The 25,800-nt window shown below is 60.5% G+C and carries 24 protein-coding genes and 1 tRNA gene; 13 read left to right on the top strand and 12 right to left on the bottom strand.

Annotated features, from left to right (window positions below):
• Positions 1 to 134 precede the first annotated feature (134 nt).
• Complete coding sequence (locus tag ILT44_RS11405) at positions 135 to 1,307, bottom strand: enolase C-terminal domain-like protein (protein ID WP_204239701.1); 1,173 nt, start codon at positions 1,305 to 1,307, stop codon at positions 135 to 137.
• 181 nt (positions 1,308 to 1,488) lie between these two features.
• Here ILT44_RS11405 and ILT44_RS11400 point away from each other — a divergent pair, with 181 nt between their 5' ends.
• From ILT44_RS11400 to ILT44_RS11390, 3 genes are all read left to right on the top strand, one after another.
• Positions 1,489 to 1,908: a hypothetical protein gene (locus tag ILT44_RS11400; protein ID WP_204239700.1), complete on the top strand. Its 420-nt coding sequence runs from the start codon at positions 1,489 to 1,491 to the stop codon at positions 1,906 to 1,908.
• A 275-nt stretch (positions 1,909 to 2,183) separates the two neighbouring features.
• Positions 2,184 to 2,882: a GntR family transcriptional regulator gene (locus ILT44_RS11395; protein WP_204239699.1), complete on the top strand. Its 699-nt coding sequence runs from the start codon at positions 2,184 to 2,186 to the stop codon at positions 2,880 to 2,882.
• A 260-nt stretch (positions 2,883 to 3,142) separates the two neighbouring features.
• On the top strand, positions 3,143 to 4,294 hold the full coding sequence (locus tag ILT44_RS11390) for a mandelate racemase/muconate lactonizing enzyme family protein (protein ID WP_204239698.1): 1,152 nt from the start codon (positions 3,143 to 3,145) through the stop codon (positions 4,292 to 4,294).
• Between the two features lie 214 nt (positions 4,295 to 4,508).
• Here the strand turns inward: ILT44_RS11390 and ILT44_RS11385 are convergent, their stop codons facing one another.
• The 5 genes from ILT44_RS11385 to ILT44_RS11365 form a co-directional block, all read right to left on the bottom strand.
• Positions 4,509 to 5,489, bottom strand: coding sequence for an aldo/keto reductase (locus tag ILT44_RS11385; RefSeq protein WP_204239697.1), 981 nt, complete (start codon positions 5,487 to 5,489; stop codon positions 4,509 to 4,511).
• A gap of 347 nt (positions 5,490 to 5,836) precedes the next feature.
• Positions 5,837 to 6,073, bottom strand: a complete 237-nt coding sequence (locus ILT44_RS11380) for a hypothetical protein (protein ID WP_204239696.1) — start codon at positions 6,071 to 6,073, stop codon at positions 5,837 to 5,839.
• 280 nt (positions 6,074 to 6,353) lie between these two features.
• Positions 6,354 to 7,883 carry a malonate--CoA ligase gene (locus ILT44_RS11375; protein WP_204239695.1) on the bottom strand — a complete coding sequence of 510 codons (1,530 nt, stop codon included), beginning with the start codon at positions 7,881 to 7,883 and terminating at the stop codon, positions 6,354 to 6,356.
• Positions 7,884 to 7,945: 62 nt separating this feature from the next.
• Complete coding sequence (locus tag ILT44_RS11370; protein ID WP_239468132.1) at positions 7,946 to 9,322, bottom strand: malonyl-CoA decarboxylase; 1,377 nt, start codon at positions 9,320 to 9,322, stop codon at positions 7,946 to 7,948.
• Between the two features lie 50 nt (positions 9,323 to 9,372).
• Positions 9,373 to 10,755, bottom strand: coding sequence for an SLC13 family permease (locus ILT44_RS11365; protein WP_204239693.1), 1,383 nt, complete (start codon positions 10,753 to 10,755; stop codon positions 9,373 to 9,375).
• A gap of 206 nt (positions 10,756 to 10,961) precedes the next feature.
• Between ILT44_RS11365 and ILT44_RS11360 the strand changes: the two genes are divergently transcribed.
• From ILT44_RS11360 to ILT44_RS11350, 3 genes are all read left to right on the top strand, one after another.
• Entirely contained in the window at positions 10,962 to 11,609 is a 648-nt protein-coding gene (locus ILT44_RS11360) for a GntR family transcriptional regulator (RefSeq protein WP_204239692.1), read from the top strand.
• 81 nt (positions 11,610 to 11,690) lie between these two features.
• Positions 11,691 to 12,887, top strand: a complete 1,197-nt coding sequence (locus ILT44_RS11355; protein ID WP_204239691.1) for an MFS transporter — start codon at positions 11,691 to 11,693, stop codon at positions 12,885 to 12,887.
• Between the two features lie 435 nt (positions 12,888 to 13,322).
• Positions 13,323 to 13,706, top strand: coding sequence for an acyl-CoA thioesterase (locus tag ILT44_RS11350; RefSeq protein WP_239468117.1), 384 nt, complete (start codon positions 13,323 to 13,325; stop codon positions 13,704 to 13,706).
• 74 nt (positions 13,707 to 13,780) lie between these two features.
• On the opposite strand, the gene ILT44_RS11345 is transcribed toward ILT44_RS11350, so the two are convergent.
• The 4 genes from ILT44_RS11345 to ILT44_RS11330 are packed head-to-tail and all read right to left on the bottom strand — an operon-like array spanning position 13,781 to position 17,155.
• On the bottom strand, positions 13,781 to 14,761 hold the full coding sequence (locus ILT44_RS11345; RefSeq protein WP_204239689.1) for a branched-chain amino acid ABC transporter permease: 981 nt from the start codon (positions 14,759 to 14,761) through the stop codon (positions 13,781 to 13,783).
• Complete coding sequence (locus ILT44_RS11340) at positions 14,761 to 15,678, bottom strand: branched-chain amino acid ABC transporter permease (RefSeq protein ID WP_204239688.1); 918 nt, start codon at positions 15,676 to 15,678, stop codon at positions 14,761 to 14,763. The genes ILT44_RS11345 and ILT44_RS11340 overlap by 1 nt, the downstream gene beginning before the upstream one ends.
• A complete protein-coding gene (locus tag ILT44_RS11335; RefSeq protein WP_204239687.1) occupies positions 15,678 to 16,400 on the bottom strand; it encodes an ABC transporter ATP-binding protein in 723 nt (240 codons plus the stop codon). Before ILT44_RS11335 ends, ILT44_RS11340 begins: the two co-directional genes overlap by 1 nt.
• The gene (locus ILT44_RS11330) at positions 16,397 to 17,155 is read right to left on the bottom strand and encodes an ABC transporter ATP-binding protein (RefSeq protein ID WP_204239777.1); all 759 of its coding nucleotides are present in this window, start codon (positions 17,153 to 17,155) and stop codon (positions 16,397 to 16,399) included. The genes ILT44_RS11335 and ILT44_RS11330 overlap by 4 nt, the downstream gene beginning before the upstream one ends.
• Before the next feature lie 94 nt (positions 17,156 to 17,249).
• Between ILT44_RS11330 and ILT44_RS11325 the strand changes: the two genes are divergently transcribed.
• The 5 genes from ILT44_RS11325 (at position 17,250) to ILT44_RS11305 (ending at position 22,017) form a co-directional block, all read left to right on the top strand.
• Positions 17,250 to 17,600: a TIGR04076 family protein gene (locus ILT44_RS11325; protein WP_204239686.1), complete on the top strand. Its 351-nt coding sequence runs from the start codon at positions 17,250 to 17,252 to the stop codon at positions 17,598 to 17,600.
• Entirely contained in the window at positions 17,597 to 18,646 is a 1,050-nt protein-coding gene (locus tag ILT44_RS11320) for an aldo/keto reductase (RefSeq protein ID WP_204239685.1), read from the top strand. Before ILT44_RS11325 ends, ILT44_RS11320 begins: the two co-directional genes overlap by 4 nt.
• Complete coding sequence (locus ILT44_RS11315; protein ID WP_204239684.1) at positions 18,643 to 19,086, top strand: hypothetical protein; 444 nt, start codon at positions 18,643 to 18,645, stop codon at positions 19,084 to 19,086. Before ILT44_RS11320 ends, ILT44_RS11315 begins: the two co-directional genes overlap by 4 nt.
• Positions 19,087 to 19,209: 123 nt before the next feature.
• Complete coding sequence (locus ILT44_RS11310; protein ID WP_204239683.1) at positions 19,210 to 20,481, top strand: ABC transporter substrate-binding protein; 1,272 nt, start codon at positions 19,210 to 19,212, stop codon at positions 20,479 to 20,481.
• A gap of 69 nt (positions 20,482 to 20,550) precedes the next feature.
• Complete coding sequence (locus tag ILT44_RS11305; RefSeq protein WP_204239682.1) at positions 20,551 to 22,017, top strand: aldo/keto reductase; 1,467 nt, start codon at positions 20,551 to 20,553, stop codon at positions 22,015 to 22,017.
• 462 nt (positions 22,018 to 22,479) lie between these two features.
• On the opposite strand, the gene ILT44_RS11300 is transcribed toward ILT44_RS11305, so the two are convergent.
• A tRNA-Ile gene (locus ILT44_RS11300) sits at positions 22,480 to 22,555 on the bottom strand.
• Between the two features lie 230 nt (positions 22,556 to 22,785).
• Here ILT44_RS11300 and ILT44_RS11295 point away from each other — a divergent pair.
• The gene (locus ILT44_RS11295) at positions 22,786 to 23,763 is read left to right on the top strand and encodes a glutathione S-transferase family protein (protein ID WP_204239681.1); all 978 of its coding nucleotides are present in this window, start codon (positions 22,786 to 22,788) and stop codon (positions 23,761 to 23,763) included.
• Here the strand turns inward: ILT44_RS11295 and ILT44_RS11290 are convergent.
• Positions 23,760 to 24,935, bottom strand: coding sequence for an adenylate/guanylate cyclase domain-containing protein (locus tag ILT44_RS11290; RefSeq protein ID WP_204239680.1), 1,176 nt, complete (start codon positions 24,933 to 24,935; stop codon positions 23,760 to 23,762). The genes ILT44_RS11295 and ILT44_RS11290 overlap by 4 nt on opposite strands.
• 185 nt (positions 24,936 to 25,120) lie before the next feature.
• Here ILT44_RS11290 and ILT44_RS11285 point away from each other — a divergent pair, with 185 nt between their 5' ends.
• Positions 25,121 to 25,741 (top strand): TIGR02466 family protein, encoded by a 621-nt coding sequence (locus ILT44_RS11285; protein WP_204239679.1) that lies wholly within the window; start codon positions 25,121 to 25,123, stop codon positions 25,739 to 25,741.
• Positions 25,742 to 25,800 lie beyond the last annotated feature (59 nt).

Genomic DNA, 25,800 nt, shown 5'->3' with positions numbered 1-25,800 from the left:
TGACTCGCCAGGTTACGCTTAGTTGATGGCCCGCTGGGTGTCGGCCTCGGAGCCGTGTCTTCATCTATGATGACGCGAACAGCTAGTCCGAGGCCAGTTCAGCTTAGCGGAAGGGATGGTTGGTCCAGGCTGCCTCACCAGTTCAGGACCGCGCCATCCACCGAAAGAGCCTCTCGCGCGGGGATGACCTCTGGCTCGAACGGGTGCTTAGCCGCGGCAACTTCGTCGAGTTCAACTCCCAGTCCGGGAGCGGTCGGCACCATCCAGCGGCCATTGTCGAGCACGATCGGATGTTGCACGACCTCGTCGTACCAATCGACGAGCCCGCGTGCCTCCTCTTGTATGACGAAGTTCGGAGTGGCCACGGCAAAATGCAATGCGGCAGCTCCACTGATCGGTCCCAACGGATTGTGGGGCGCAACGCCCATGTGGCCGACCTCCGCGATGGCAGCGATTTTCTTTCCCATCGTGAAACCGCCGACATGGCAGAGATCCGGCTGCACGATGCTGACCGCTTTGTGCACAGCAAGATCGAAGAATTCTCTCGGCGTGAACAGGCGCTCACCCGTTGCCAGTGGGGCTTGGACTTTCGAGCCAATCAACGCCATGGCTTCGTTATCGCCGGGCTGGATCGGCTCCTCCACGAAGAGAGGCCTCATCGGTGATATTGCATCAATGTAGGCTACGGCCGCGCTGATAGAGCCACACCGTCCATGAAAGTCGAACATGATGTCAATTTCATCACCAACAGCGAGGCGAATCCGCTCCACTAACTTGGCGACATGTTTTACCTCAGGGATCGGCGCATCGTAATGAGTGTACGGAACAACGCCAAGCTTCACCGCTTTGTAACCCATGGCGACTGTTGCCTCAACGCCGGCCACATAGCTCTCGATGTCCTTCGGGTTGACTTGTGCTTTGATGTTGCCACGCTGAAAATGCGTGTAGACGCGGACCCAGTCGCGGCTCTGACCACCAAGAAGACGCCAGACGGGCACGCCTAAATCCTTACCCGTGATGTCATGGAGTGCCATCTCGATCCCACTGATAGCCGATAGGCCGATAACGCCTAAGGGCCAGAAGCTATGCATCTGCATCTTGCGTACCAGATGCTCAATACGGCGCGGATCCTCCCCGATCACGAAGGTCGCGAGATCCTCGATGGCGCCCACCACTGCGCGGGTCTTCCACTCGAGAGTGGCTTCGCCCCAGCCATAGAGACCCGGCTGGTCAGTCAGTACTTTCACGAAGATCCAGTTGCGATGAATTGCATGGACGATCTTTGTTTCGATGCCTGTAATTCTCATCAGGGTATCCTTTTCGGGCTGGAAATCAGAGATAGCCGGGGCCACTTGGCAGCCATGCAGCCGGCGCTGGAAAGCGATACCGCATCACTGCTGGAAATTCTGTCATTAGAAAGGGGTCCCAGCCTTCAGCAGTGGCATTGCCAAGACGCATTACAACAATGGGCTCTCCCTTGAGGGTAGCGTGATGGAAGTGATTGAAAGATCCGGTGTGGACGACATAGCTGCTCGAACCGGATTACTGTCGAGCTGCGTACCCGGCAGCCTCTACATCGATAGGAAGTCGGCGATCGTGGCGCTGGTGTCGGGAAAGATAGCAGGGATCAGCATCCACGCTGTGAGGTACAGGTGGGACTCGAATTTTTACGCATGGGCGGCAATCTTGCTGGAGATACCGAACAGACCACGTGCTTCGTCGCAAATAGAATTGGCCATCATCGAAAGATTGATATTCGTAGAGGCCCTCGTTCCGGCGGTTAACGCTCTCCGCAATAAACGCATGGCGACAGTGCAGAAGATGAGAAAACGGAGGGTGACCTCGGGAGCGGGAAACGCCATGCCACCCCTGATGGCGCAGGGCATGGAGCCCATGATCAGGGCCTAGAGCAACATACAAAGGCCTCCTAGCTGTTTGTCGAATGAGGCTTGGGAAAGCCTTTGGGAATTGCCGGCACACACTGTTTCCTCAACCAAATTTAAAAGTTTATTTGGATTTAACACTCTAAATTAATCAGATTGTACACAAGATGTCAATCCTATTGTGCTAACTTGCACGAGTGCCGGTCTTCGTGACATGATTGAGCTTGACGTCGGGCCAAATGGGCTGGCAGGTCCGGCAATTCAGAGAAACGCAAGAGTTCGGGCATGGGCGGGAGAGCAGTGCGAATCGTCAACCCAATTCAGGATGGAGAGGCGAATGATCGAGTTCGAGGTCAGAGCCTTCATGACTTGATTCGGGAGGATATCGTTGAAGGACGTCTTGAACCGGGGGCTCGCCTCAAAACGGCGGAGCTGGCAAAGCGATACGGTACGAGCACAAACCCAGTCCGCGAGGCCCTTCACCACCTACAAGGCGAAGGAATTGTGATCATCTCGCCGAATAGGGGTGCACGTGTACGCCCTATCAGCGAAGATTTTGTACGCAACATTTACGAGATCAGGGCGTTGATCGAGCCATATCTCGTCCGATGGTTCGTCAATTATGCGACCGATCGCGAGATCGAAGCCCTCGAGACACTCCAACGGGACATAGACGAGAGCCGCAGCGACTATCAGTGGTATTGGCAAGCCAACGAGCAGTTCCACAACATCATCTACGGGCGGCATTATAATCAAGAGGCTGTCGAGCTGGAGTTCCGGCAACGTAAGGTGCTGCACATCCTCACCCGCCGATTTGCGATCAGCCGAGCACGTTGGCAGGCAATTACTCAAGAGCACTGGGATATCGTTGAAGCGATAAAGCGCCATGACGCTGACGAAGCGGCACGCATCATGGAACAGCATGTCCGAGGAGCCTGTCAGCACCTGATTGAACAAATGCGGACCACACCCGTCAATAAAGCTCTTCGTCGTTTGTGAGGTAGTGACGATACTCTTTCTTCTCGGCGATCATACGATGCTTGAACATCATTCTTGTGCCTATGCACACAAGGGTTGCGAGCGGTAAGACTATTCCGATTCTTCAGCAGCGGCTGGAGAGGCCCTTCGTTCTAATCGACCTTGGTCTTTCCGTTGTGCTTCATAGCGCGAGACCAAGCATCTTCAACATCGACGAACTGGCTTGCAGCAAACCTGCAAGCCAGTTCCATCCCTCGCGCTTCTGTAGAGGCCGCTAGAACATGAAGATAACCGCCATTCAATCATACCCTATCTGGGTCGGTGACCGAAACCAGCTCATCGTGAAGGTCGAAACCGACAAGGGAATCTATGGCTGGGGCGAATCCGGCCTGTCGAGCCGCGAGTTGGCTGTCATAGGCGCGATCGATCATTACCGGCAGTTTTTAATCGGAAGGGATCCCATGCTGGTGGGAGCCCTCTGGCAGGAGATGTATCGCAGTCAGTATTTCGAAGGAGGACGCGTCCTTACCGCAGCGATGTCCGCGATCGATATTGCCCTTCACGATATCAAAGGCAAAAGCTTGGGAGTACCAGTGCATCAGCTACTGGGCGGCAAGCAAAGAACCAGCATCCCGACCTTCGGATGTGTTCGGGCAGACGATCCGGACACTCTGATTGCCTCTGCCCGCAAAGCCATGAAGGCCGGCTGGAACTGCCTGCGCCTCGGATGGAAATCCGACGATGTCTCGCCTTATGAACCGCGCGCGCACATTGCTGAGATCGCGCACTGGATGATCCAGGCCAGGGATGCGCTTGGATCAGCTGTTATGCTGGGCGTCGACTATCATCATCGCCTCAGCGTCGCCGAGGCTGCCTCGTTCTGTCAGAAGATGCCGAGAGGCACGCTGGACTTCCTGGAGGAGCCGATCCGCGATGAATCGCCGGAAGCGTACGAAGCCTTGCGGAGAATGACGGAGATCCCCTTTGCCATCGGCGAGGAGTTCTCCTCCAAGTGGCAGTTCCTTCCCTATATCGAGGGCGGACATACTCAGTTTGCGCGCCTCGACATTTGTAATGTGGGCGGTTTCACAGAGGCCATGAAGGTCGCCGGGTGGTGCGAGGCACATTACATCGACATGATGCCACACAACCCTTTGGGTCCTATATGTACAGCTGCGACCGTACATTTCTCGGCAGCTGTCGCCAATCTGTCGCATGTGGAGTGCTGGGAGACACCCGACGAGGATATGACACGACAGGAATCCCCAATTTTTACAAAGCGGATGAGACTTGTGGGTTCAACATACCTCGTGCCTGACGAGCCCGGACTTGGTGTTGAAATCGATGAGACGGCCCTAAAGGCGGCCGAGCCGTTTCGGTTTTCAGAAATGCCGCATCTTCGGAGAAAAGACGGCTCGCATACCAATTGGTGATGAGCTCGCTGCTCGGACAGAACCTTCAAGGAACTCATCGAAACCCGAGCTGTGCATGGGATTCAGCCATGGCTTTTTGTTCAGCAAATCCGATCCCGCAGTTTCGCTGAACTAAGCATTCAGATGAAGGAAAAGAGACTAGACCAGTCACGCTGGAGACAACTGCAGTCAAATCACGAGAGACATCAGCTTTGCGGTCTTCCGAAGATCCCACTCAGGCAAATCCGGCCACAGCGTGCGGCACATACGGCTCTTCCAGATCCGCAACCTCCTCAGGCGTCAGCTTGAGGGATAGGGCGGCCACTGCATCCTCCAGGTGCTGCGGCTTTGAGGCACCGACGATGGGCGCCGTCACCACCGGCTTGTGCAGCAGCCAGGCCAGTGCAACCTGCGCCCGCGGAACTCCGCGCCGACCTGCAATCTCGGCCACCCGCTCCACGACCTTGCGATCGGTCTCGGCTGTTTTGGCATACAGCGACTTGCCGAACTCGTCCGTCTCTGAGCGGGCGCTGCTCTCATCCCAATCGCGGGTGAGACGGCCGCGTGCGAGTGGGCTCCACGGAATGACGCCAATCCTTTCCGCTTGGCACAGACGCAGCATCTCCCGCTCTTCCTCACGATAAAGAAGGTTGTAGTAGTTCTGCATTGACACAAATCGTGTCCAGCCATTCAGATCAGCGGTGTAGAGCGCCTTGGCGAATTGCCAGGCATACATCGAGGAGGCTCCGATGTACCGGGCCTTGCCGGCCTTGACGACATCGTGCAGGGCTTCAAGCGTTTCCTCAATCGGGGTCGAGTAGTCCCAGCGGTGGATCTGGTAGAGATCGACATAGTCGGTGCCGAGCCGGCGCAGGCTGTTGTCGATCTCGGTCATGATTGCCAGGCGTGACAGGCCCGCGCCATTGGGCCCCGGGCGCATGCGCCCATGCACCTTTGTAGCGATCACGACGTCCTCGCGTCTGGCGAAGTCTTTCAGCGCTCGACCGACAATCTCTTCGCTCGTGCCGTCAGAATAGACATTGGCGGTATCAAAGAACGTGATCCCGAGCTCTAGCGCTCGTTTGATGAAAGGGCGGCTCTGCTCCTCGTCGAGCGTCCAGGGATGGTTGCCACGATCGGGAGTTCCGTACGTCATACAGCCGAGACACAGGCGAGAAACCTCAAGGCCTGAGCGGCCAAGCTTCACATATTCCATAGCCCTGTTCTCCTAGCATCCGTTTCGCCTTCGCCAGCCCCGCGCTTGAACAGATCGAACCCGAAGTTCGGTGGGGCTGTGCGTCAAACTCGAACTGATGGAAGGGTTATATAGCTCATTCTCTGATCGCCCAGGGGCGGTCAGTTTTCAGCGGGCACACTAAAACAAATGCGGAGCCGACGGGGCTGGGAGCGCAAGTATTGGACTGGTGCTTTGGATGCCGCGAGGCGGCGTGAAGAGTGCCGCGTGGATCATGAATGGCTCTATAAGGTATCAGGAGGCTTAAGCCTTGCGGTCGTCCTCCACCAGAACGCGAGGCTGGCCACAAAGGACTTACCGTATGTCCGTCAGTTATGGAACGCCCAACCTTTAAACTGGCGGACAGGCTCCCCAGCCGCAGCACTGTCCGGGTGCGGGACATACCCACTGATAAGGAGCTCCGCCTCTTGTAGACGCACCTCAAGCAAGTTCGCCCAAAAGCCGTAGCTTCTGTTGCGACGGGGAAGAGCTTTCTGCTGTTCAAGCTTAGCTGATTTGCGTTGGAGATTGGCCAGAGAATGGCCAAGGAGGGCAATGATCGTCAAGGAACGGACTCCTTCGTGGAATTCTGAAGATCCTTGAGCGTTTCCTTCGTGTGATATGGCGATTTGCCCTGTGTTCTGAAACAGTGAAGGCTGCATGTTTGTCATGCGGTCAGCACATAGACACATAAACTTCAATGTGAGGTGCTGGCTTTATCTCTCCTTGGCACATCTACGGCGGTAGGACTTTGCAGAGGTGCCTAGAACAGCAAGGGGATCGCAAGCCTTGGGTTGCGATCCCCTTCAAGCTTTCGATTTCTTTCATAGCGCTAACGACAAGGCGCTACGAGGCACGTGCTGATGCCGTATAGAGATCAGAGAACCGCTCGCGCAACACGTTCTTCTGCACCTTGCCCATGGTGTTTCGCGGCAAATCGTCGACAAAGACGACACGTTTCGGCAGCTTGAACTTCGCTAGGCGGCCGTCGAGCGCCGCCAGGATCGCAGTCTCGTCGACCTCTGCCTCCTTTGAGCGGACCACGACCGCGGTCACCCCTTCGCCGAAGTCCTTGTGCGGGACACCAATGACAGCGCTCTCGAACACGCCTGTGATGGCATCGATCTCGTCCTCAATTTCCTTCGGATAGACGTTGAAGCCCCCCGTGATCACCAGATCTTTGCCGCGCCCGAGGATGTGCACGTAGCCGCGCTCGTCGATCTTGCCGAGATCGCCAGTGATGAAGAAGCCGTCCGAGCGGAACTCGGCAGCCGTCTTCTCCGGCATGCGCCAGTAGCCTTTGAACACGTTCGGCCCCTTCACCTCGATCATTCCGATCTCGCCGATGGGCAGCTCCTGTCCATTATCCGGATTGGTGATGCGTGCCGACACGCCGGGCAGCGGCAGGCCGACGGCACCCGGCACCCGGTCGCCATCATAGGGGTTCGAAGTGTTCATGTTCGTCTCGGTCATGCCATAGCGCTCCAGGATGGCATGACCTGTGCGGGCGCTCCACTCGCGGTGGGTCTCGGCCAGCAAGGGCGCAGAGCCAGACACGAACAGGCGCATCCCGGACGTCGCCTCCTTGGTGAGAGCGGGATGCTGCAACAGGCGGACGTAGAAGGTTGGCACCCCCATCAGGGCCGTGGCACGGGACATCAGCCCGAGGATCTCGTCCGCATCGAACTTCGCGAGGAAGATCATGGATGCGCCGGAGAACAGGGTGACGTTGCTCGCCACGAACAGCCCATGGGTGTGGTAGATCGGCAGGGCATGGATCAGCACGTCGTCCGCCGTGAAGCGCCAGACCTCCTTCAGGGTCAGGGCATTGGAGACGAGATTGTCATGCGTCAGCATGGCGCCCTTGGAGCGGCCGGTCGTGCCAGATGTGTAGAGGATCGCCGCCAGATCGTCCCCGGCCCGCGGTACGGTCTCGAATGCATCAGGAGCATCGGCTGCGGCATCCATCAGCGTGCCCTGCCCTTTGGCGTCGAGCGCTTCGACTGCGGCTCCCACCTTTGCGGCCAGCTTCTCGATCCCCTCGCGCTTGGCCGGATCGCAGACGACAAGCGAGGGCTCGGCATCGCTGATGAAGTACTCCAGCTCGGCCAGGGTGTAGGCCGTGTTGAGCGGAAGGTAGACAGCGCCGGCCCGAACAGTGGCCAGATAGAGGACCAATGCCGGAACCGATTTCTCGACCTGGACGGCGACGCGGTCACCGGGCTGGACACCGCGGGCGGTCAACACGTTGGCCAATCGGCCGGACAGGGCGATCAGGTCGGCATAGCTGACCGTCTGACCGTCGGGTGTCGTGATGGCTGTCTTGGTGAGCTCGGCGATTGAGAGCTCGAGCCGATCAAATAGGTTCGCGTTCATGGCATGGGCTCCGAAGCGAGGGTCGATGACGGACCCGGTCAAAGTAGTATGGACTTTAGCGGTCATGGGCTGGAAACCAGATCGGGGGAAGGCAGATCGGCACGCAAGGCTTTGCGGACCGCAGGCGACGCGGCGACGACACCCTTCTCGGCGAAGGCCTCGTGGTTCTTCTCGATCTCGTCGAGAGCGTAGAGGTAGTTCACCATCAGGCCCTGGGACTGCTTCAGCCCCTTCGAGGATACGTCGCCGAGGAAGTTCAAACGCTCGAGCCGTGCTCCGTTGCCGAGGTGGAACCGTGCCACCGGATCGACCGGTCGGCCCTTTGGATCCTTGGCCTTCAGGAAGTAGCAGGCCGCAGCTGAGAGAAGAACATCGCGAAGCTTCTCCACCCTTTCCGGGTCGTTGCTCCAGGCTGGTTCATCGAGGATCCCAAGAATCTCCTTAGATGTGGCATCGAGACAGGTCGACTCCTCCGTCTTGCGCTCACGCTCCAGCCAGCGTGCGAAACCGGGAACAGGCGAGAGCGTCACGAAGGTCTTCAGGTTCGGCAGTTCGCGCTTGAGGTTCTCCACCACCTGCTTGATCAGGAAGTTGCCAAAGGACACGCCGCCGAGACCCTTCTGCGTGTTCGAGATCGAGTAGAATACGGCGGTCGTTGCATCGGTCGCAGCAATTGGGGTGCGAGTTAAGTCAAGCAGCGGACCGATCGCACCGGGAATCTCCTTGGTCAGGGCTACCTCGACGAAGATAAGAGGCTCGTCGACGAGCTGCGGGTGGAAGAAGCCGTAACAGCGCCGATCCTCCGGCTGAAGACGGTTACGGAGGTCATCCCAATTCTGGATCGCATGCACCGCCTCATAGCGGATGATTTTTTCCAGAATGTTGGCGGGCGTGGTCCAGTCGATCGGCCGCAGCACCAGAAACCCTCGGTTAAACCAGGACGAGAAGAGATGGGTGAAGTCCGCGTCGACCGGCTTCAGCTCCGGGTGCTTGGGCAGATACTCAAGGAGCTCCTCACGCATCCGCACCAAGGTGGAGGTGCCGCCAGGTGCAAGGTTCAGGCGTCGGATCAGCTCCTGCCGCCGGGGCTCGGCCGCCGCATGCAAGCCTTCAAGAGCATCGGTTCCCTGATCTTGGTGGACGGCTTCGATCGCAAGCTCAATGCGCTTCCGGTCAGGTCCGAAGCGATCTGCCAGCGCTTGGAGGAAAGCGAGACGTTCGGCCGGCTCGGCTGCTGCGTAGCTGGCGAACAGGGTTTGCGCGAGTGCCACTCCCGAGGCCTCGCCCCTCCGCGAGAGCAACAGCTCGCTCAAGGTTGGAAGAGCATCCTTGGCGACGATCTCCCGCCCCACCTTCTGCCCAAGCAGGGATCGTCCCCGCTCGGTGAGTGTGTCAATCAGGTCGCTGAGGAAGGCGGGCGCTGCCTCCAGCCCAGACATCGATCGGGTAAGCTTCACGTTCCTCTCCTTCATCCACAAGACGACGAGCTTCAAAGCATGACGAACAAAGCCCAGACGACGACCGGCGCGATGACCGTGACAATGGCGCCGTAGGCCATGAGTTTGCGGAAGAACGACTCACGGTCGACGCCTTGGGCGTTCGCCAGGACCAACGCACCGTTAGTGGAGAAGGGGCTCACATCAACGATGGTCGAGGAGACAGCCATCGCAGCAATGAAGCCGATCGGGCTGACGCCGGTTCCCGATTGCAGGAACGGAACGGCGAGCGGAATGAGAGATCCAAGGACTGCCGTCGAGGAGGCAAAGGCCGAGACGACCGCGCCTATGAAGCACAGTAGCAGAGCGGCCAGCATCGGAGACGCCATGCCCGCGACGCTGTCACCGACGAAGGAGATGGTCCCCATTTTCTCCAGCACGACCACATAGGTGCTCACACCCGTAATCAACATGATCTCGGGCCATGCAACCTGGCCCATGGCACGTTTCTGCAGCGTCGGTGCGATCATAGACAGACCCAAGCCAATGGTGATCGCCACAAATCCGATATCGAGATTGAAGGCGAGAACAAGAACCGCAAGCAGGATGAGGCCAAGCAGTGTGACGACCTGGTACAGACTACCCTCGGGCGTTGCCGGTTCGTCGACCGCGCTCTCCATGTTCGAGCGGTTCGGCTTTTGCCCGGTCTCAAGCCCGATCTCCTCGCTGAGCGCCTCGGCTTCGGAATCACCAAAGATCTGCGGGCCGGATTGCGGCATCGCGATCTGAACGGGGGGGACAGTGACGGCAGTGGTCACATCGGCCCTCGCCTGCAGGAGCTTGCGGCCACCGAGCGCCAAGAAAAGGAGGACGGCAACGGCGAGGTTGACGCCGAAGCTCGCCAGGAAAGTAGTGACCTCGCTCAGCGGAAGTCCAGCCTTCGCGACAATCCGGTTGGTGATGCCGCCATAGATGCTGATCGGCGAGAAGCCGCCAGCCTGAGCGCCATGAATGACCATCAGGCCCATGAGCAGCGGACTGATGCTATACTTGATCGCAAATCCAAGCGCGATTGGGGCGATGATTGCAACCGCGCCCGGGCTAACAGCGCCAACGGAGGTCAGGACAGCGGAGATCCCGAACATGATCCACGGGATCGCGACAATCCGGCCCCTGACGGCGCGGACTGCCAGACGGACGAGCCAGTCGATGGTGCCGTTGTTCTGGGCGATGGCGAAGAGAAAGGTAATCCCGACCAAGGTCAGAAACAGGCCGCCAGGAAATCCGGCAATGATGGCGCTGGTGGTCTGGCCGGCCACCAAGGTCCCAATCAGGAATGCGCCAACGAACGCCAGTACGCCCATATTGATCGGCAGAATCGTAGCAACCACGAACATGGCAACGAGAGCGTAGATCGAGATCAGCTGTGGTGTCATGGCACCCGCTCCTCTGTTTCCTCCTCTGCGTCGGGTGGACGAGCCGTGTTCGACCAGCTCGCGGGGACTGCGCAGGCGGATCCCTCATTGCCCTTCCGGGAGAGACTGCGCGCGTTTGCATTATGTGTCAACGCTCTTGTATACAAGAATTGGCTTGTAAGATTATATGCGTCTGTTTTAGGATGCCTGGGAGCAGGATATGCGAGATGAGACGCGCTCAAGCCCTCAGGGACGCCCTCGAGCAGGACATTGTTACCGGCAAGCTCCGACCCGGCGATCGATTGGATGAGCAGAGCTTGGCAGCTCGTTTCGAGGTTTCGCGGACCCCGATCAGAGAGGCCTTGATGCAGCTGGCCTCTACCGGATTGGTGGAATTGCAGGCGCGGCGGGGTGCGTTCGTAGCCTCTTTGAGCTTCAGGGATGTCGTCGAGCGGTTCGAAGTGATGGCTGCGCTCGAGGGCATGTGTGGAGCTCTGGCGGCACGCCGGATCACCGAGCCCATGCAGAACGAGCTCGAGAAAGCGCACGAGGCTTGTGTTCGCGAGGCATCGCAGGAGAACGCAGATGCTTATTACTATGCAAACGAGCGCTTTCACCACATCATCTACGAGGCCTGCCAGAACGCGTTTCTCGCGGAGCAGGCGCAACAGCTCCATGCCCGCCTCAAGCCCTATCGGCGTCTCCAGCTGCGGGCCCGTAGCCGAGTGGCGAATTCACTGGCGGAGCACCAAGGCATCGTTGATGCGATCCGTGCCGGTGACAGCGATCGGGCGGAGCGTCTCCTCCGGGAGCACATCCTGATCCAGGGCGAGCGCTTGGCCGACTTCATTGCGAGCTTTGATCGCGCGGCCTAGACGTCGGACAGCCTGTGGCAAATTCTGGCAGTGTCGGGCCAGCACGGAGTATCGCACACGAACCTGACGAGGATGCGAAGAATGTCTCCTGACCTGCTCTCCCGCCGCACCATTGCTTTCGTCAACGTCGCGCACGCACTCGATCATTTTGTCCTTCTGATCTACCCGACGGCCGTGATCGCCATCGCAGCGGAGCGGCAACTGACCTATGCCAGCCTCATCAGCCTCTCGACGGGCGCCTTCATGGCGTTTGGCGTGTTTTCACTCCCGATGGGTTGGCTTGCGGACCGGATAGGACGTCGGAACTTGCTGGCGATCTTCTTTGGCGGCTGCGGGATTGCATGTTTAGGGCTGTCGACCGCGAACACGCCGATCATGTTCGGCATCTGGCTCTTTGTGCTCGGAGTGTTCTCCGCGATCTATCATCCGATCGGCTCGACGATGCTGGTGGGCCACACAAGTCATCTCGGACGGGATCTCGGGATCAACGGGGTTTGGGGCAATCTCGGGGCAGCCCTCGCCTCAGGAGTGACAGCCGTTCTTGCCGCAAGCCTTGGTTGGCGCGCTGCCTTTATTCTTCCCGGACTTGTTTGCCTTCTTGCCGGTATCGCCTTTATCAGGCTTGTGCCCGGTGACGGAAAAAGTCATGGCCAGCCCGGCAACACTCACACCGTGATACCCGTTATACGCCCGATGACGCTCTTCCTGTTGTTTGCGGCAGCGATCGTGGCGGGTGGCATGACCTTCAACATCACGACAATCGCACTCCCTAAGATTATCGACGAGCGTGCCGGTGCCTCCCTGCCGCTTGTCCTGATCGGATCCCTGGCTACGCTCGTGTTTGTCTTCGGGGCGCTGACGCAACTCCTGATGGGACGCCTCGTGGACCGGTATACGCTGCCAAGGATCTTCGTCGGGCTGTCGATCCTGCAACCGCTCGGGCTTGGACTCGCAGCTCTGACAAGCGGGATTCCCATGCTTGGCGGCTTGGCACTGGCCATGGCGGCGATTTACGGGCAGGTTGTCGCCAACGATGCAATGGTCGCCCGTTACGTCCCAGCACAATATAGAGCCAGAGCATTCAGTGTTCGCTACTTCCTCGGGTTCACAACGAGCGGCTTGGCCGTTCCACTCATTGCCCTCCTTCACGGGATGAGCGGGTTTACCCTAGTTCTTGGCGCGGCAGCCACATTTGGCACGGTCATTTTCCTCTGCTCTCTCGGATTCCTCCTCGCGGCGCAGCCGCCCTCAAAGACGGCCAGCCTGCCAGTTGGCTGACACTACGTGATGACCTTTGATGATGAACCAAGATCCTGGGCCACGGGCCGACTTCCGGATCACCGAGGCTCTTTTGCCCCCATCAACCCTTGTGCATTCCACGATAGAGCGCCGGCGCCGCTGCAAGGAGGAAGATGGACCGGAATGGGCTTGTTCGTCTCCGGTTTCGAGCCGAAGATGCCCAACGCGATGGAACGGCAAGGTTCGTAAGTTATGGATGGCTCTGAAAATCGTTTGACCTCGATCAGTGATGCCGCGGAGGCAAGCCAGACCCTGGCCGAGATCATGATAAGGCGGCACATTCGAAGTGCAGAGGAACGCCGGGCGGAGGCAATGGCTTCCGGCACATCCGATCATCAGCAACCTCGCGCCGGCGCGCGACGCAGATCGACAAGGGCCTAAATTTAGAGGTACGTCGGTACTCAAGGGACCCCGATGGAAGAGAACGGCACGAACAAAGAGCCTGTCATTCGGACGATTGCAATGCCCTCGGATACCAATCCTGCTGGCGACATCTTCGGCGGCTGGCTGATGGCACAGATGGACTTGACCGCCGGCAACGCGGCCGCGCGGCGGGCCCGGGGGCGCTGCGTGACCGTCGCAGTCGATGGCATGGTCTTTCACACCCCAGTTCATGTGGGTGATGAGGTTTCCGTCTACGCCGATCTGATTTCCACAGGGCGCACATCCATGAAGTTTCAGGTCGAGGCCTGGCGCCGCTCCCGCGATGGCGATGAGCAGATCAAGGTGACTGAAGCGGTCTTCACGTTTGTCGCCATCGACAGCGGCTCCCGTCCCCGTCCTTTGCCGCCAGGTTGAGACTCACCGACATGCTGGCCGCTGAAGGTCTGTTGAGGGTGGCGCAAGGTTCCTATTGGCCCATCCTGACCACCTTACTCCTCCTGCGCTTCGTCGGCTGAGACCTTCATGTGCCGTGAAACGACGGCCTCCTCGCCAAGGAGGCCGCGCGGTCGTACCAAGAGAATGAGCATCAGAAGCAGCCCGATGAGAACGACTTGCAGGGTCGCTGCTCTGGCCTGATGCTCGGCCGGGACGAGTTCACGAAGCACATTCCCGGAGAGGGTCCACAAGGCCCACACCACGAAGGCCCCAAGGATGGCTCCGCGATTGTTGCCTGAGCCGCCCACGATCAGCATCGTCCAAAGCTGGAACGTGAGGATCGGCAGAAAATCCTCCGGAGCGATGTAGCCGACAAAGTGCGCGTAGAGCGCTCCGCCAAGCCCCATGAGCATGCAACCGATCACAAAGGCCTGGAGGCGAAACCGGAAGGCCCGCTTCCCTAGGGATTCGGCCGCCGTCTCGTCCTCGCGGATCGCCCGCAGGACGCGCCCCCAGGGGCTGCGCACGAGACGCTCCAGGGCAACATAGCTGAGACCAAGCAGCGTTCCGGCCATCGCCAGGTAGGCCAGATTCCAGGCGAGGTTATTCGCGATGACATCAGCGAAGGGCTTTGGGATGAACTGCAGCCCGAACGGACCGCCCGTTAAGCCCTGAGCATTCAACGCGACCAGCTGAAGGGTCACGGCGATCCCGAATGTGGTGATGGCCAAATAGTCGTGCCGCAGCCGCAGTGCCGCGACCCCAACGATAAAGGCTGCAAAGCCCGACGCCGCCATCGCTCCGAGCCAGCCGAGGGGGATGGGCAGACCCAAGCCGCCGATCTGATCCGGGTAGTCCGGCGCTGTGAGGAGAGCCGACGTGTAGGCCCCGATCGCAACGAATCCCGCAACGCCTACGTTGAACAGGCCTGTAAAGCCCCACTGCAGATTAAGGCCGAGCGCCACCAGGCCATAAATCGTGACAAAGACGAGAAAGAAGGTGCCGTACGAGAGAAGACCGAGCAGATCGGGCATCACGGCCTCTCGCCAAAGAGGCCGGTGGGGCGGATGAGCAGAATGGCGATGAGGACGATGAAGGCGGTTGCCGCCCGGTATTCAGCCCCCACGATAGGCACCGACAGGCTTTCCGCAAGTCCGACGATGAGGCCGCCCGCGACCGCCCCGTAGACGCTGCCAATTCCTCCAAGGATTGCCGCCGCGAAGAGCGGAAGCAGAAGGTCGAGACCGAGTTGCGGCCGCAGTTGAACGGTCAGCCCTGAAAACACCCCCGCCACAGCTGCAAGAACGGCTCCGATGATCCAGGTGGCGCGGATCACCCGATCGACGTCGATGCCCGTCACCCGAGCGAGTTGCGGGTTGATGGAGGTTGCCCGCATCGCCTTGCCGAGAGTTGTGCGCGTGAGGAAGAGATGGAGCCCGACGACCGAAACGGCCGTCAGACCAAGGACGAAAAGCTGATCCGGGGTGATCCGCAACCCACCCAGCACGTCGCGAGGGACGAGCCGGATGGCGACTTGTATCTCACGGCTGTAGTACTCTGGGACCGCCCCAAAGATGAACTGAAGCAGGTTTCGCAGCACAAGGGCGGCACCAAAGCTCGCCATGATCAGCGTGATCGCGCTCCCGTGTCGCCGCAGCTGACGAAACAGGAGCAGATCGACCAAAAGCGCCAGCGCCGCAGTGGCGATCGCTGAAACGCCAAGCGATGCTAGTAGCATCCAGCCGAACGAGAACGGGCCGAGGGGTTCCATAGGTCCCCAAACAGCAGCAAAGCCGAGGAGCGCCGTCCATGCGAGATAAGCACCCCAGGTGAGGAGCTCGCCATGCGCGAAGTTCGCAAAGCGCAGGATCGAATAGACCAGCGTCACGCCGATCGCTCCAAGCGCAATGACCGAGCCGATGACGAAGCCGTCGGCGATGAGCTGCAACACTAGGTGACTCCTCGATGGTGTCCGAGATAAAGCGCAGCGACCTGCGGATCGTTCGCGAGTTCGCGCGCAGTGCCAACGACCCGGGTGCTTCCTTCGACCAACACTGCGGCACGGTCGGCAATGGCAAGGGCCGCCTTGACGTTCTGCTCGACCAGCACAATTGTGACACCGGTAGCGCGAACCTCGACGAGCTTCTCGAAGACGATGCCGACAAGCTTCGGCGAAAGGCCCGCCGAAGGCTCATCCAGCATCAGGACCTTCGGCTCTCCGACCAGCGCCCGAGCAACTGCGAGCATCTGGCGCTGGCCGCCCGAGAGACGACCCGCCAGGAGACGTCGCTGACGCGCAAGGTCCGGAAACAGGGCATAGAGATCGCCGAGCCGCCGCTTTTTCGGAACCTTCAGGATCGAGGCTGCGAGATCGAGATTGTCGTCGATCGAGAGGTTCACGAACACGTTCTCGGTCTGCGGCACGAATCCAAGACCCTCATGCGGCAGTCGATGAGCCGCGCGTCCGGTGATCTCGCGATCGTGCAGGAGAACCCTTCCTGCGGAGATCGGTACGAGCCCGGCAATCGCCTTGATCAGCGTCGACTTTCCGGCTCCATTCGGTCCAAGGACGGCAACGATCTCGTTGGGCTCGACCGACAGTGACGCGCCCCGCACGATCGGGAGCCCCGGCTCGTAGCCGGCCTCAAGCGCCTCGACCCGGAGAGCCGTCACGCCAGGGCTCCGCCGAGATAGGCCTCGACCACCCTCGGATCGTCACGGACCTCCTGCGCCGTTCCGGCCATCAGAAGGCGCCCCTGCGCCATGACCATGATGGGACTGCACAGGTTCATCACCAGATCCATGTTGTGCTCGATGACCAAGAACGTGACGCCCTGTCGGTTGAGATTCACGATCCGGTCGACAATCGCGTCCAACAGCACAGGATTGACTCCAGCTCCCGGTTCGTCGAGCAGGATCAAGCGCGGCTTGGCCACGAGAACCCGAGCGAGCTCCAGGAGTTTGCGCTGCCCACCGGACAGGACGCGGGCCGGCTGATCGGCGAGATGGGACAGGCCCACAAAGTCGATCCAGTGCCGGGCTGCAGCCGCCAGTGTCCGTTCCTCGGCGGCCACACGGCCCGGCGTGAGCCAATTGGTCCAGAACCGCTCGCCCCGCTGGTGCAATGGTGCCACCATAACGTTCTCCAGAACCGTCATCTCGGGGAATGGCCTGGGGATCTGAAACGTTCGGGCGAGTCCCTTAGCGAAGATCCGGTCCGGCGAGAGTCCGTCGATCCGCTCCCCCTCGAGAGTGAGAGATCCGGACGTCGGCGGGAACAGGCCCGCCAAGCAGTTGAAGAGGGTTGTCTTGCCTGCCCCATTCGGCCCGATGAGGCCCGTGATCGTACCCTTCTTGATCGTGAACGACACCTCATCGACGGCGCGGTTGCCGCCGAAGGTCTTGGTAATCGACTGGGCTGTCAGCATGAGCGGAACCAAGTCCCCGACTGGGCCATGTTGCGAGGGCGGCGATTTTGCGTCATGACAATGCACACGTGCAACAGGCAATGGACGTTGTCCCGTGTCGGATGATTCCTTCGAGCTCTACGACCTGAGGGTGGAGGTCGTCGCCCCGGAAGGCGCCACGCTGTATTGTGGGGCCAAGCCCGGCGACTTCTTTGAGCTTAAGGGCGAGATGCTTCATCTCCCCCCGGGCCAAGGTTTCTCTATCTATTCGCTTGCAGCACTCCTGCCGCTCCTCCCCGCGAAGCAGCGCGCCACTCATCCGAACGACTGGATGTCCACGGATGCCGAGGTCGCCTGCCCAGACCCCAACTGTCCGAGCCGGTTCCGGATCAGCCGGATGGCGAAGCGCGTGTTCCGCCACTCGGAGGTCACGGCCCTACCCTTGCCCAATGAAGGCCAGACATGACCGTCGAAACCATTGAGCTCGCCCCGGGCTACCGGATCTCCCGCATGCTGCGCGGGGGCTGGCAGCTCGCCGGCGGGCATGGCGCCATCGAGGCCGAGCGGGCGATCGCCGATATGGCTGCCTTCGTGGATGCGGGGGTCACGACCTTCGACTGTGCCGACATCTACACCGGCGTCGAAGAGATGATCGGGCGCTTCCGCGAGCGGATGCTTGCAGAGCGCGGCTCCGAAGCGCTGAAGAACTTCAAGGTGCACACGAAGTTCGTACCGGACTGGGATGCCCTCTCCCGTGTCGACCGTGCCTATGTGCGCGAGATCATCGACCGCTCGCTCCAGCGGCTCAGGATAGAGCGTCTCGATCTGGTGCAGTTCCACTGGTGGAACTACGCCGTTCCAGGCGCCGTCGAGACTGCACTCATCCTCAAGGAACTCCAGGACGAGGGGAAGATCCACCAGATCGGCGGCACCAACTTCGACACACCTCATACGCGAGCCCTGCTCGACGCGGGGGTGCCGCTCGTGTCGATGCAGGTCCAGTATTCGCTTCTCGACCAGAGGCCCGAAAACGGCCTTGCTGCGCTGTGCCAGGAGCGCGACATGAAGCTCCTGTGCTACGGGACGGTGGCGGGCGGCTTTCTTTCGGAGCGGTGGCTCGGCATCCCGGAGCCGCAGGAACCCTTCTCCAACCGTTCGCTGGTCAAGTACAAGCTCATCATCGACGATTTTGGCGGCTGGTCCCTGTTCCAGAACCTGCTCGGCACCTTGCGGGAGATCGGCCGCAAGCACGGGGTCAGCCTAACGGCGGTGGCCACCCGATGGGTCTTGGACCAGCCCGCAGTGGCAGGCGCCATCATCGGCGCCCGCTATGCCGAGCACCTGCCCGACAATCTCGATGTGTTCCGGCTCGCCCTCGATGAGGAGGATCGGGCCGCCATCGACAGGATCCTCGTAAAAAAGTCCGGCCCCCAGGGGGACACCTATACGCTCGAGCGCGACCGGGAGGGACGGCACGGTCGCATCATGCATTACAACCTCAACGAAGCGTGACCCTCGTGGAACTCGACCACCCCCTCGCCCAGGCCGCACTGAGAGAGATCGCCGACCTGCATGCCTTCTTCGAGGCATGGCTCAGCGGAACGGCCGAGAACACGGGCACCGTATTTTCCCGCGTGGAGAGCAGTCTGGGCGAGGAGTTCACCATCGTGTCTCCCAGTGGCCGGAGGCTTCAGCGATCGGATGTGATCGGGTGGCTATGGGAAACTCACGGGACCAGGGCAAACCAGGGCCCGTTCCACATTGCCATTGCCGAGCCAGAACTCCTGCTCCTGCGACCACCGCTCGTCCTTCTCGGCTATGTCGAGGAGCAAACGGTGGGCGACGTCGTCACCCGCCGCCAATCGACTGCCCTGTTTGACGTCTCGATTGAGAGCGGGCAGCGTGTGCGATGGCTTGCCCTGCACGAGACTTGGATCAGTCCGAGCTCTTGAGGACCGTTCCAGCTCGCCACACTTGCCAAACGGCCGCCGAGACGAAACACTGTCTGTTGGCCAGGAGGGGCAAGTGACGTCAGAACCCGCTCCGGCGGATCAGACCAAGGGAGAGTGTTCACCGTGCGCTTTACATCCATTGTTTCAGCCGCCAGCCTCGCGATCGCTCTCGCGCCGCTGCCAGCATTGGCACAGCAGCCTTGTACGCACACGGTCGGCGTTGTCGTGGAGCTGACCGGTCCGGCCGGGCGCTTCGGCCAGGCTGCAGCCAAATCCATCGAGCTTGCCTTTAAGGAGATCAACGAGGCCGGCGGCGCCGCTGGGTGCCAGCTCGCCACAGACCTTCGGGATTCGCAGAGCCAAGGTTCGGTTGCGGTCGACCAAGCCCGGCAACTCGTTGACCTCAAGCGCGTGCCGGCGATCATCGGCGGCATCATATCCTCGGTGTCGTTGCCCATTCTGACCTCGGTGACGGCGCCGGCGAACGTCGTTCAAATCTCGCCCGCCTCCTCGTCGCCGACGCTCACGCGGACTGCGCAAGAGGGGAAGACCAACGGCGTTTTCTTCCGCACCATCACATCGGATGCGCTCCAAGGCACAGCGGCCGCGAAGTACGCGATCGATCAAGGCCTGAAGAAGATTGCGGTCATTCACGTCAATAACGACTTCGGCGTGAACATGGTGGCGGAGTTCAAGCGTGCCTATGAGGCGCTTGGGGGCCAGATCACATCCATAACGCCCTACAACCAGGGCCAGGCCTCCTATGCGCCGGAGGTCACTCGCGGTATCGAGGGAGATCCACCTGCCCTTTACCTCGTCTCCTATCCCGGCGACGGCACGGCAATCGCACGCACCTGGATCTCGCAGGGCGGCGCCGCGAAGTTTCTCCTGAACGATGGCATGAACAGCGCGGACTTCATCCGCGACGTCGGGCCGCGCTATCTGAACGATGCCTTTGGGACCTCGTCGGGCACCACCACGACACCCTCGACCGAGCACTTTGCAAAGGCCTATCCGGCAATGTCCGGCGGCTTTGACGCCAATGCCCCCGCCGCCGACAGAGCTTATGATGCGGCGGCAATTCTCGGTCTTGCGGTCGCTCAGGCCGGCAAGTTTGAAGCGGCGGCCATCCGCGACGCCATTCGCAAGGTCACCGGGAGCAATGGCGAAGTGATCCATGCCGGCCCAGAGGGCTTCAAGAAGGCGCTCCAGCTCATCAAGGAGGGCAAGCCGGTGCACTACGAGGGCGTCATCGGACCTGTGAGCTTCGACCAGTATGGCGATATCACCGGCCCCTTCCGTCTGTGGCGGATTCAGAACGGTGAGATCACGACCGTAGGCCAGATGGGAGTCGATGAGGTCAATGCCATAAAGGCCAAGATCCCGTCGCGCTAAAACCTGTTTCGTCGTTGACACAGGCTCCGCGCCCGGCGCGGAGCCTTCGCCTTTTTGACGGAGATGACCATGCCCCTTCGCCCCGATCGGACACTGCTCGCACCCGGGCTCGAGATCAGCCGAGTGGTCACAGGCCTCTGGCAAGTGGCCGATATGGAACGGAACGGCCGCCTTTTGGACCGCGACGCTGCAGCATCCGCCATGGCTGACTACGCCCGCGACGGCTTTGACAGCTTCGATATGGCTGACCACTACGGAAGTGCGGAGCTGATCACCGGCCGATTTTTGAGCATGCAGGTTGGGTCTGAGCAGCGGCGCCCGGCGGCCTTCACCAAATGGTGTCCCACGCCCGGGCCGATGACCGCGGACGTCGTGCGGGCTGGCATTGCCGAGCGCTTGGAGCGCCTTGGCGTCGAAACCATTGACCTTCTGCAGTTCCATTGGTGGATGTTCGAACACCCCGGCTATATCGATGCCATGAAGGAGCTTGTCGCGCTGCAGCGTGAAGGGCGCATTCTCCATCTCGGCGTGACGAACTTCGATACCGACCACCTGCGTCTGCTGGTGAAGCACGGCGTCCCGATCGTGTCGAACCAGGTCTCCTTCTCCCTTCTCGACCGCCGCGCCGCGGAGAGCATGAGCGCTTTCTGTCTCGCTACCGGCGTGCGTCTGCTGGCCTACGGTACGCTCGGAGGCGGCTTCTTGACGGACCGCTGGGTGGGTGCGCCGGAGCCGACGTCCGTTGAGGATTGGAGCAAGTCGAAGTACAAGCGCTTCATCGACACCATCGGAGGGTGGTCGTCTCTCCAGACGATCCTGGCGGCCTTGCAGGAGATTGCTCGCAAGCACGGCGTGTCCGTTGCCAATGTGGCCACGCGCTGGGTGCTCGAACAGCCGGCCGTTGCGGCTGTCATCGTTGGGGCTCGGCTGGGAGAGCGCGAGCACCGGGCCGACAATGCAGCCCTGTTTTCGTTCTCATTGGGCGAAGATGACAAACAGCGGATCGACGAGGCTTTGGTGTCCACTCGGCGTATCCCAGGGGATTGCGGTGACGAGTACCGTCGCCCGCCTTTCCTTACCGCGTCCGGCGATCTCAGCGATCACCTCGAGAGCTTTCCGCCGGTGTTCGCGGCAGTCCCAATCGACGGGCGTCCCGACCGCCTGCGTATTGATTCCGGCAGCGTCTGGGAGCCCATCTGTGGCTACAGCCGTGCAGTGCGGATCGGCAATCGCATTCTTGTCAGCGGAACCACGGCCACCCACGGCACAGGTGAAATCATCTGTCCTGGCGATGCCGAAGGACAGGCGGTCTACATCCTGGATAAGATCGCAGCGAGCATCGCCTCTCTGGGCGGAACGCTCGCGGACACAATCCGAACGCGTGTCTATCTCAGCAATGCAGATGACTGGGAGCCCGTTTCCCGGGTGCATGGTCGGTACTTCGGAGCCGTGAGACCTGCAAATACATTGCTTGAGATCTCGCGCTTGGTTGGGGAGTACGCGGTTGAGATCGAGGCTGAAGCTGTCATCGGTTAGACACTTCGACTGAAGCGGGCTGCAATCGCAGATTTGTGCATACAGCTATAGCCAGTCGTATGCACCAAAACGCCTGATGGCCGCTCGACGCCACTCAATGCCGTCACAAGTCTGTTGCTTCACGTGGGGAGGAGCAGGCAGAGGACTCGAATCAATCTGCAAAGACTCAGATCGCAGTCTGTGGGGTCATGCCTCGCTATGAGCGGCCGTTCATAGCGAGGCAGAATCAACATATCAGAGGCGAATCAGCCTCTGTCCACGTGCGAACCAGTCTCCTGCATGCCGGTACCTGAGGGTCGGAAACGCGGTTAGGAGTTCCGGAGAATTGGGCTGACGACGAGGCTTGGAGGGCGCGCCAAAGCCCTCGGGAGACGCTCTGAATGGCCAGAATGGGCGGCTAAGCCACTGATATAGTATGTATTTTTCAGAAGAAGCCAAAAGTAAGCAGGCGTATGATCTGAGTGGTGGGCCCGGCAGGACTCGAACCTGCAACCAGACCGTTATGAGCGGCCGGCTCTAACCATTGAGCTACAGGCCCTTCAGGGAAGGCATGCCTTTCTTCAGTCGGAGGCAAACCTTTCGTCACCCAAGGGTGGGACCGCACGAGGTCGGCCCTGCCCTGTTCCTGGAATACATCTCGAACCCCGTCAAGCCGGTTCTGGCCTGCCCCTTCGGTTGCGGCTGTCCCATGCCCGAGGTGGCGGACGCTCCCCTTGAAGCCTGCGGGAAACGACCATCTGTCTGCTTTCATGGTGCGTGGAGGATGAGATGGGTCTGCTTGTCGACGGTGTCTGGCAGGACCGGTGGTATGACACCAAGAGCACGGGCGGGCGGTTCCAGCGCACGAATGCGGTGTTCCGGAGCTGGGTCACCGCGGATGGCTCTCCCGGCCCGACCGGAGACGGGGGGTTCAAGCCTGAGCCCGGGCGCTATCACCTCTACGTCTCGCTCGCCTGCCCTTGGGCACACCGCACCCTGATCATGCGCAAGCTGAAAGGGCTGGAATCGATGATCGACGTCTCCGTCGTGCACTGGCGCATGCTGGAGCACGGGTGGACCTTCGAGGAGGGTCCCGGTGTCGTTCCGGACCCAATTAATGGAGCGCACTACCTGCATCAGGTCTATACGGCCGCCAAGCCCGACTATTCGGGACGCGTCACCGTGCCCGTGCTCTGGGACAAAACGAAAAGCACGATCGTCAACAATGAATCCGCCGAGATCATCCGCATGATGAACGCCGCCTTCGACGGGATCGGCGCGAAACCCGGCGACTACTATCCCGAGGATCTGCGGCCTGAGATCGACAGCCTGAACGCGCGCATCTACGACAGCGTCAACAACGGCGTTTACAAGGCAGGCTTTGCGACGATGCAGCAGGCCTATGAAGAAGCCGTCCGCCCACTCTTCGGGACATTGGACTTTCTCGACAACCGCCTGTCCTCACGGCGCTATCTCTGCGGAAGCAGGCTGACCGAAGCCGACATCCGATTATTCACCACGCTCGTGCGCTTCGATCCGGTTTATGTGGGTCACTTCAAGTGCAACCTGCGCCGGATCGCGGACTATCCGCATCTGTCCGCTTATCTGCGCGATCTCTATCAGACCGGCGGCATTGCAGAGACCGTCGACATGGCGCACATCAAGGGCCATTACTACGAGAGCCACAGGACCATCAATCCGACGGGCATCGTGCCGCTCGGGCCCGTCATGGATCTCGAGGCGCCTCACGGGCGCGATGGTTTCTAAGGCCGATAGACCTCGATCGCCTCCTCGAATCCTTCCACTGCATGAGAACCGAGCGGTGTCGGATTGCCCCACAGGTGCTCGACGAAAGGCTTGGACATGAGCAGCGGCTCGGCGAGCCGTTTGTTCAGCTCTGCGATGCGGCTTGCGAGGTTCACGTCGCGCCCGATCACCGTGAAATCGAGTCGCTGGCCGGAGCCGACATTGCCATAGGCCGCATCGCCATGATGCAGGGCGAAGCCCACGCTGATCGGCACGGGGAAGCGCCCCTCGCTGTTCGCCGCCTCGACGCGGCGGAGCGCATGCGTGGCCGCCGTCAGCGCCGATTGCGCCGCCCCTCCCGTATCGTCGCCCTTGTCGCGCACGATGGCGAGAATGCCGTCGCCCAGATATTTCAGCACCTCGCCGCCCTCGTCCTCGATAGGAGGCACGAGGCAGTCGAAATATGTGTTCAGCAGCTCGACCGCGCTCTCGGGGCTCAGGGTCGAGGAAATGTGCGTGTAGTCGCGCATGTCGGCGAAGAGGATGGCCGAGCGGATGCGCGTCACCTGTCCGCGCTGGATCGCACCTGAAAGAATAGCCTTGTGGGGACCATCACCCACATAGATGCGCAGCACTTCGTCGAGTCGGTTGCTCGTTGCGCGCAGTTCCGTCACGAGGGCGAAGGACGGGATGACCATGCGCAGGATCGTCAGCTCGCGCAGGCCGAAGCCGCCCGGCGTTCTTGTGGCGAACGAAATCGCGTTCTCGGCCCCGTTGGTGAAGCGGATCGGGATGGTGACGTATTGCTGATAGCCTGCTTCCTTCAGCTCCGGGACGATGGGAAAGAGATCGTCAGGGGTCTTTGACAGATCGAGGATCAGCCACTGGCCGGTGCGGTTCACATAGGCGAAGGGGCTCGACTGATAGATGTCCTCGCGGCGGTCGCCGTGAGGCAGGTAGCGCACGACGGTGCCTTCCTCACGGGTCCAGAACCGGCCGATGCCCGCATATTCCGAATGAAGCGCCTCGATGGCCGAGACCGCCCTGTCGATGGGAAGTCCCACATCAATCAGCCGGTTGAGAAAGCCGTTCAGGACCTCGTTCGAGTCCTCCATCCGCGCTCCCACCGTGACGAGCCAGTCCCGCAGGGCAATGACGCGCGACAGGGTCTCGGCGTCCAGGCTTCGGGCCATGGTCAGGAGATCGTCCGGGAAGTCTATCGAGGGAGTGAGCGTCATAAGGCCAAGGTGTGTTGTCAGTGCCAAACGTTCAAGTCGCGGGGGCATTCGCCGGGAAAAGCTGATTTGTGTCTCAATCGGGCAATCATTTTGCAGCCAATCATTTTGACAGACGGCAGCCCCCGTAATAGAGCCGATCCATGGTAAGCATCGATACGCTTTTCGTCACCAAAGTCTACCGTGCCGAGCTGACCGGCACCAAGGCCGAGCTTCGCAATCGGGAGCTGGAGGCCGCCTCCCTGTCCATCGCCGAGGACGACGAGGCCGGGCAGCGCTGGTGCGCCAAGCACGGCTATCCGGGCTATACGTCCTATGCCTCGCTCAACGACCTGCCCTGGCGCGTTCCGGTCTTCGGCGACCTTTTGAAGGAGGTCGACAAGCACGTGGCGGCCTTCGCCAAGGAGCTGGAATATGACCTCCAGGGCCGCAAGCTCGTCATGGACAGCATCTGGATCAACATCCTGCCTCCCGGCGGCATCCACAGCTCGCACATCCACCCGCATTCGGTGATCAGCGGCACCTATTACGTGACCATCCCGGATGGGGCGAGCGCGCTCAAGCTCGAGGACCCGCGCCTCGGCTTCATGATGGCAGCCCCACCGCGCAAGGCCAAGGCCAAGCCGGAAAACCGGCAGTTCGCCTATATGAAGCCGTCCCCTGGCACGGTGCTGCTGTGGGAGAGCTGGCTGCGCCACGAGGTGCCGCTCAACGAGGCCGAGAGCGAACGCATCAGCATCAGCTTCAACTATGCGTGGCAGTAGAGGCATTAGGCGCGGCAAAAGAAAAATATACGCCTCGTTTCCGGCGACACGGGCTTAAG

Source organism: Microvirga arvi (genome assembly GCF_016892765.1).
Classification (GTDB): domain Bacteria; phylum Pseudomonadota; class Alphaproteobacteria; order Rhizobiales; family Beijerinckiaceae; genus Microvirga; species Microvirga arvi.
This window is presented reverse-complemented; position numbering and strand designations above follow the sequence as displayed.

Coding starts and splice junctions, on each gene's coding strand:
- ILT44_RS11405 (WP_204239701.1), bottom strand. CDS start 1,307: ATGAGAATTACAGGCATCGAAACAAAGATCGTCCATGCAATTCATCGC.
- ILT44_RS11390 (WP_204239698.1), top strand. CDS start 3,143: ATGAAGATAACCGCCATTCAATCATACCCTATCTGGGTCGGTGACCGA.
- ILT44_RS11385 (WP_204239697.1), bottom strand. CDS start 5,489: ATGGAATATGTGAAGCTTGGCCGCTCAGGCCTTGAGGTTTCTCGCCTG.
- ILT44_RS11375 (WP_204239695.1), bottom strand. CDS start 7,883: ATGAACGCGAACCTATTTGATCGGCTCGAGCTCTCAATCGCCGAGCTC.
- ILT44_RS11370 (WP_239468132.1), bottom strand. CDS start 9,322: ATGTCTGGGCTGGAGGCAGCGCCCGCCTTCCTCAGCGACCTGATTGAC.
- ILT44_RS11365 (WP_204239693.1), bottom strand. CDS start 10,755: ATGACACCACAGCTGATCTCGATCTACGCTCTCGTTGCCATGTTCGTG.
- ILT44_RS11360 (WP_204239692.1), top strand. CDS start 10,962: ATGAGACGCGCTCAAGCCCTCAGGGACGCCCTCGAGCAGGACATTGTT.
- ILT44_RS11355 (WP_204239691.1), top strand. CDS start 11,691: ATGTCTCCTGACCTGCTCTCCCGCCGCACCATTGCTTTCGTCAACGTC.
- ILT44_RS11350 (WP_239468117.1), top strand. CDS start 13,323: ATGGAAGAGAACGGCACGAACAAAGAGCCTGTCATTCGGACGATTGCA.
- ILT44_RS11345 (WP_204239689.1), bottom strand. CDS start 14,761: ATGCCCGATCTGCTCGGTCTTCTCTCGTACGGCACCTTCTTTCTCGTC.
- ILT44_RS11330 (WP_204239777.1), bottom strand. CDS start 17,155: ATGCTGACAGCCCAGTCGATTACCAAGACCTTCGGCGGCAACCGCGCC.
- ILT44_RS11320 (WP_204239685.1), top strand. CDS start 17,597: ATGACCGTCGAAACCATTGAGCTCGCCCCGGGCTACCGGATCTCCCGC.
- ILT44_RS11305 (WP_204239682.1), top strand. CDS start 20,551: ATGCCCCTTCGCCCCGATCGGACACTGCTCGCACCCGGGCTCGAGATC.
- ILT44_RS11295 (WP_204239681.1), top strand. CDS start 22,786: ATGGGTCTGCTTGTCGACGGTGTCTGGCAGGACCGGTGGTATGACACC.
- ILT44_RS11290 (WP_204239680.1), bottom strand. CDS start 24,935: ATGGCCCGAAGCCTGGACGCCGAGACCCTGTCGCGCGTCATTGCCCTG.
- ILT44_RS11285 (WP_204239679.1), top strand. CDS start 25,121: ATGGTAAGCATCGATACGCTTTTCGTCACCAAAGTCTACCGTGCCGAG.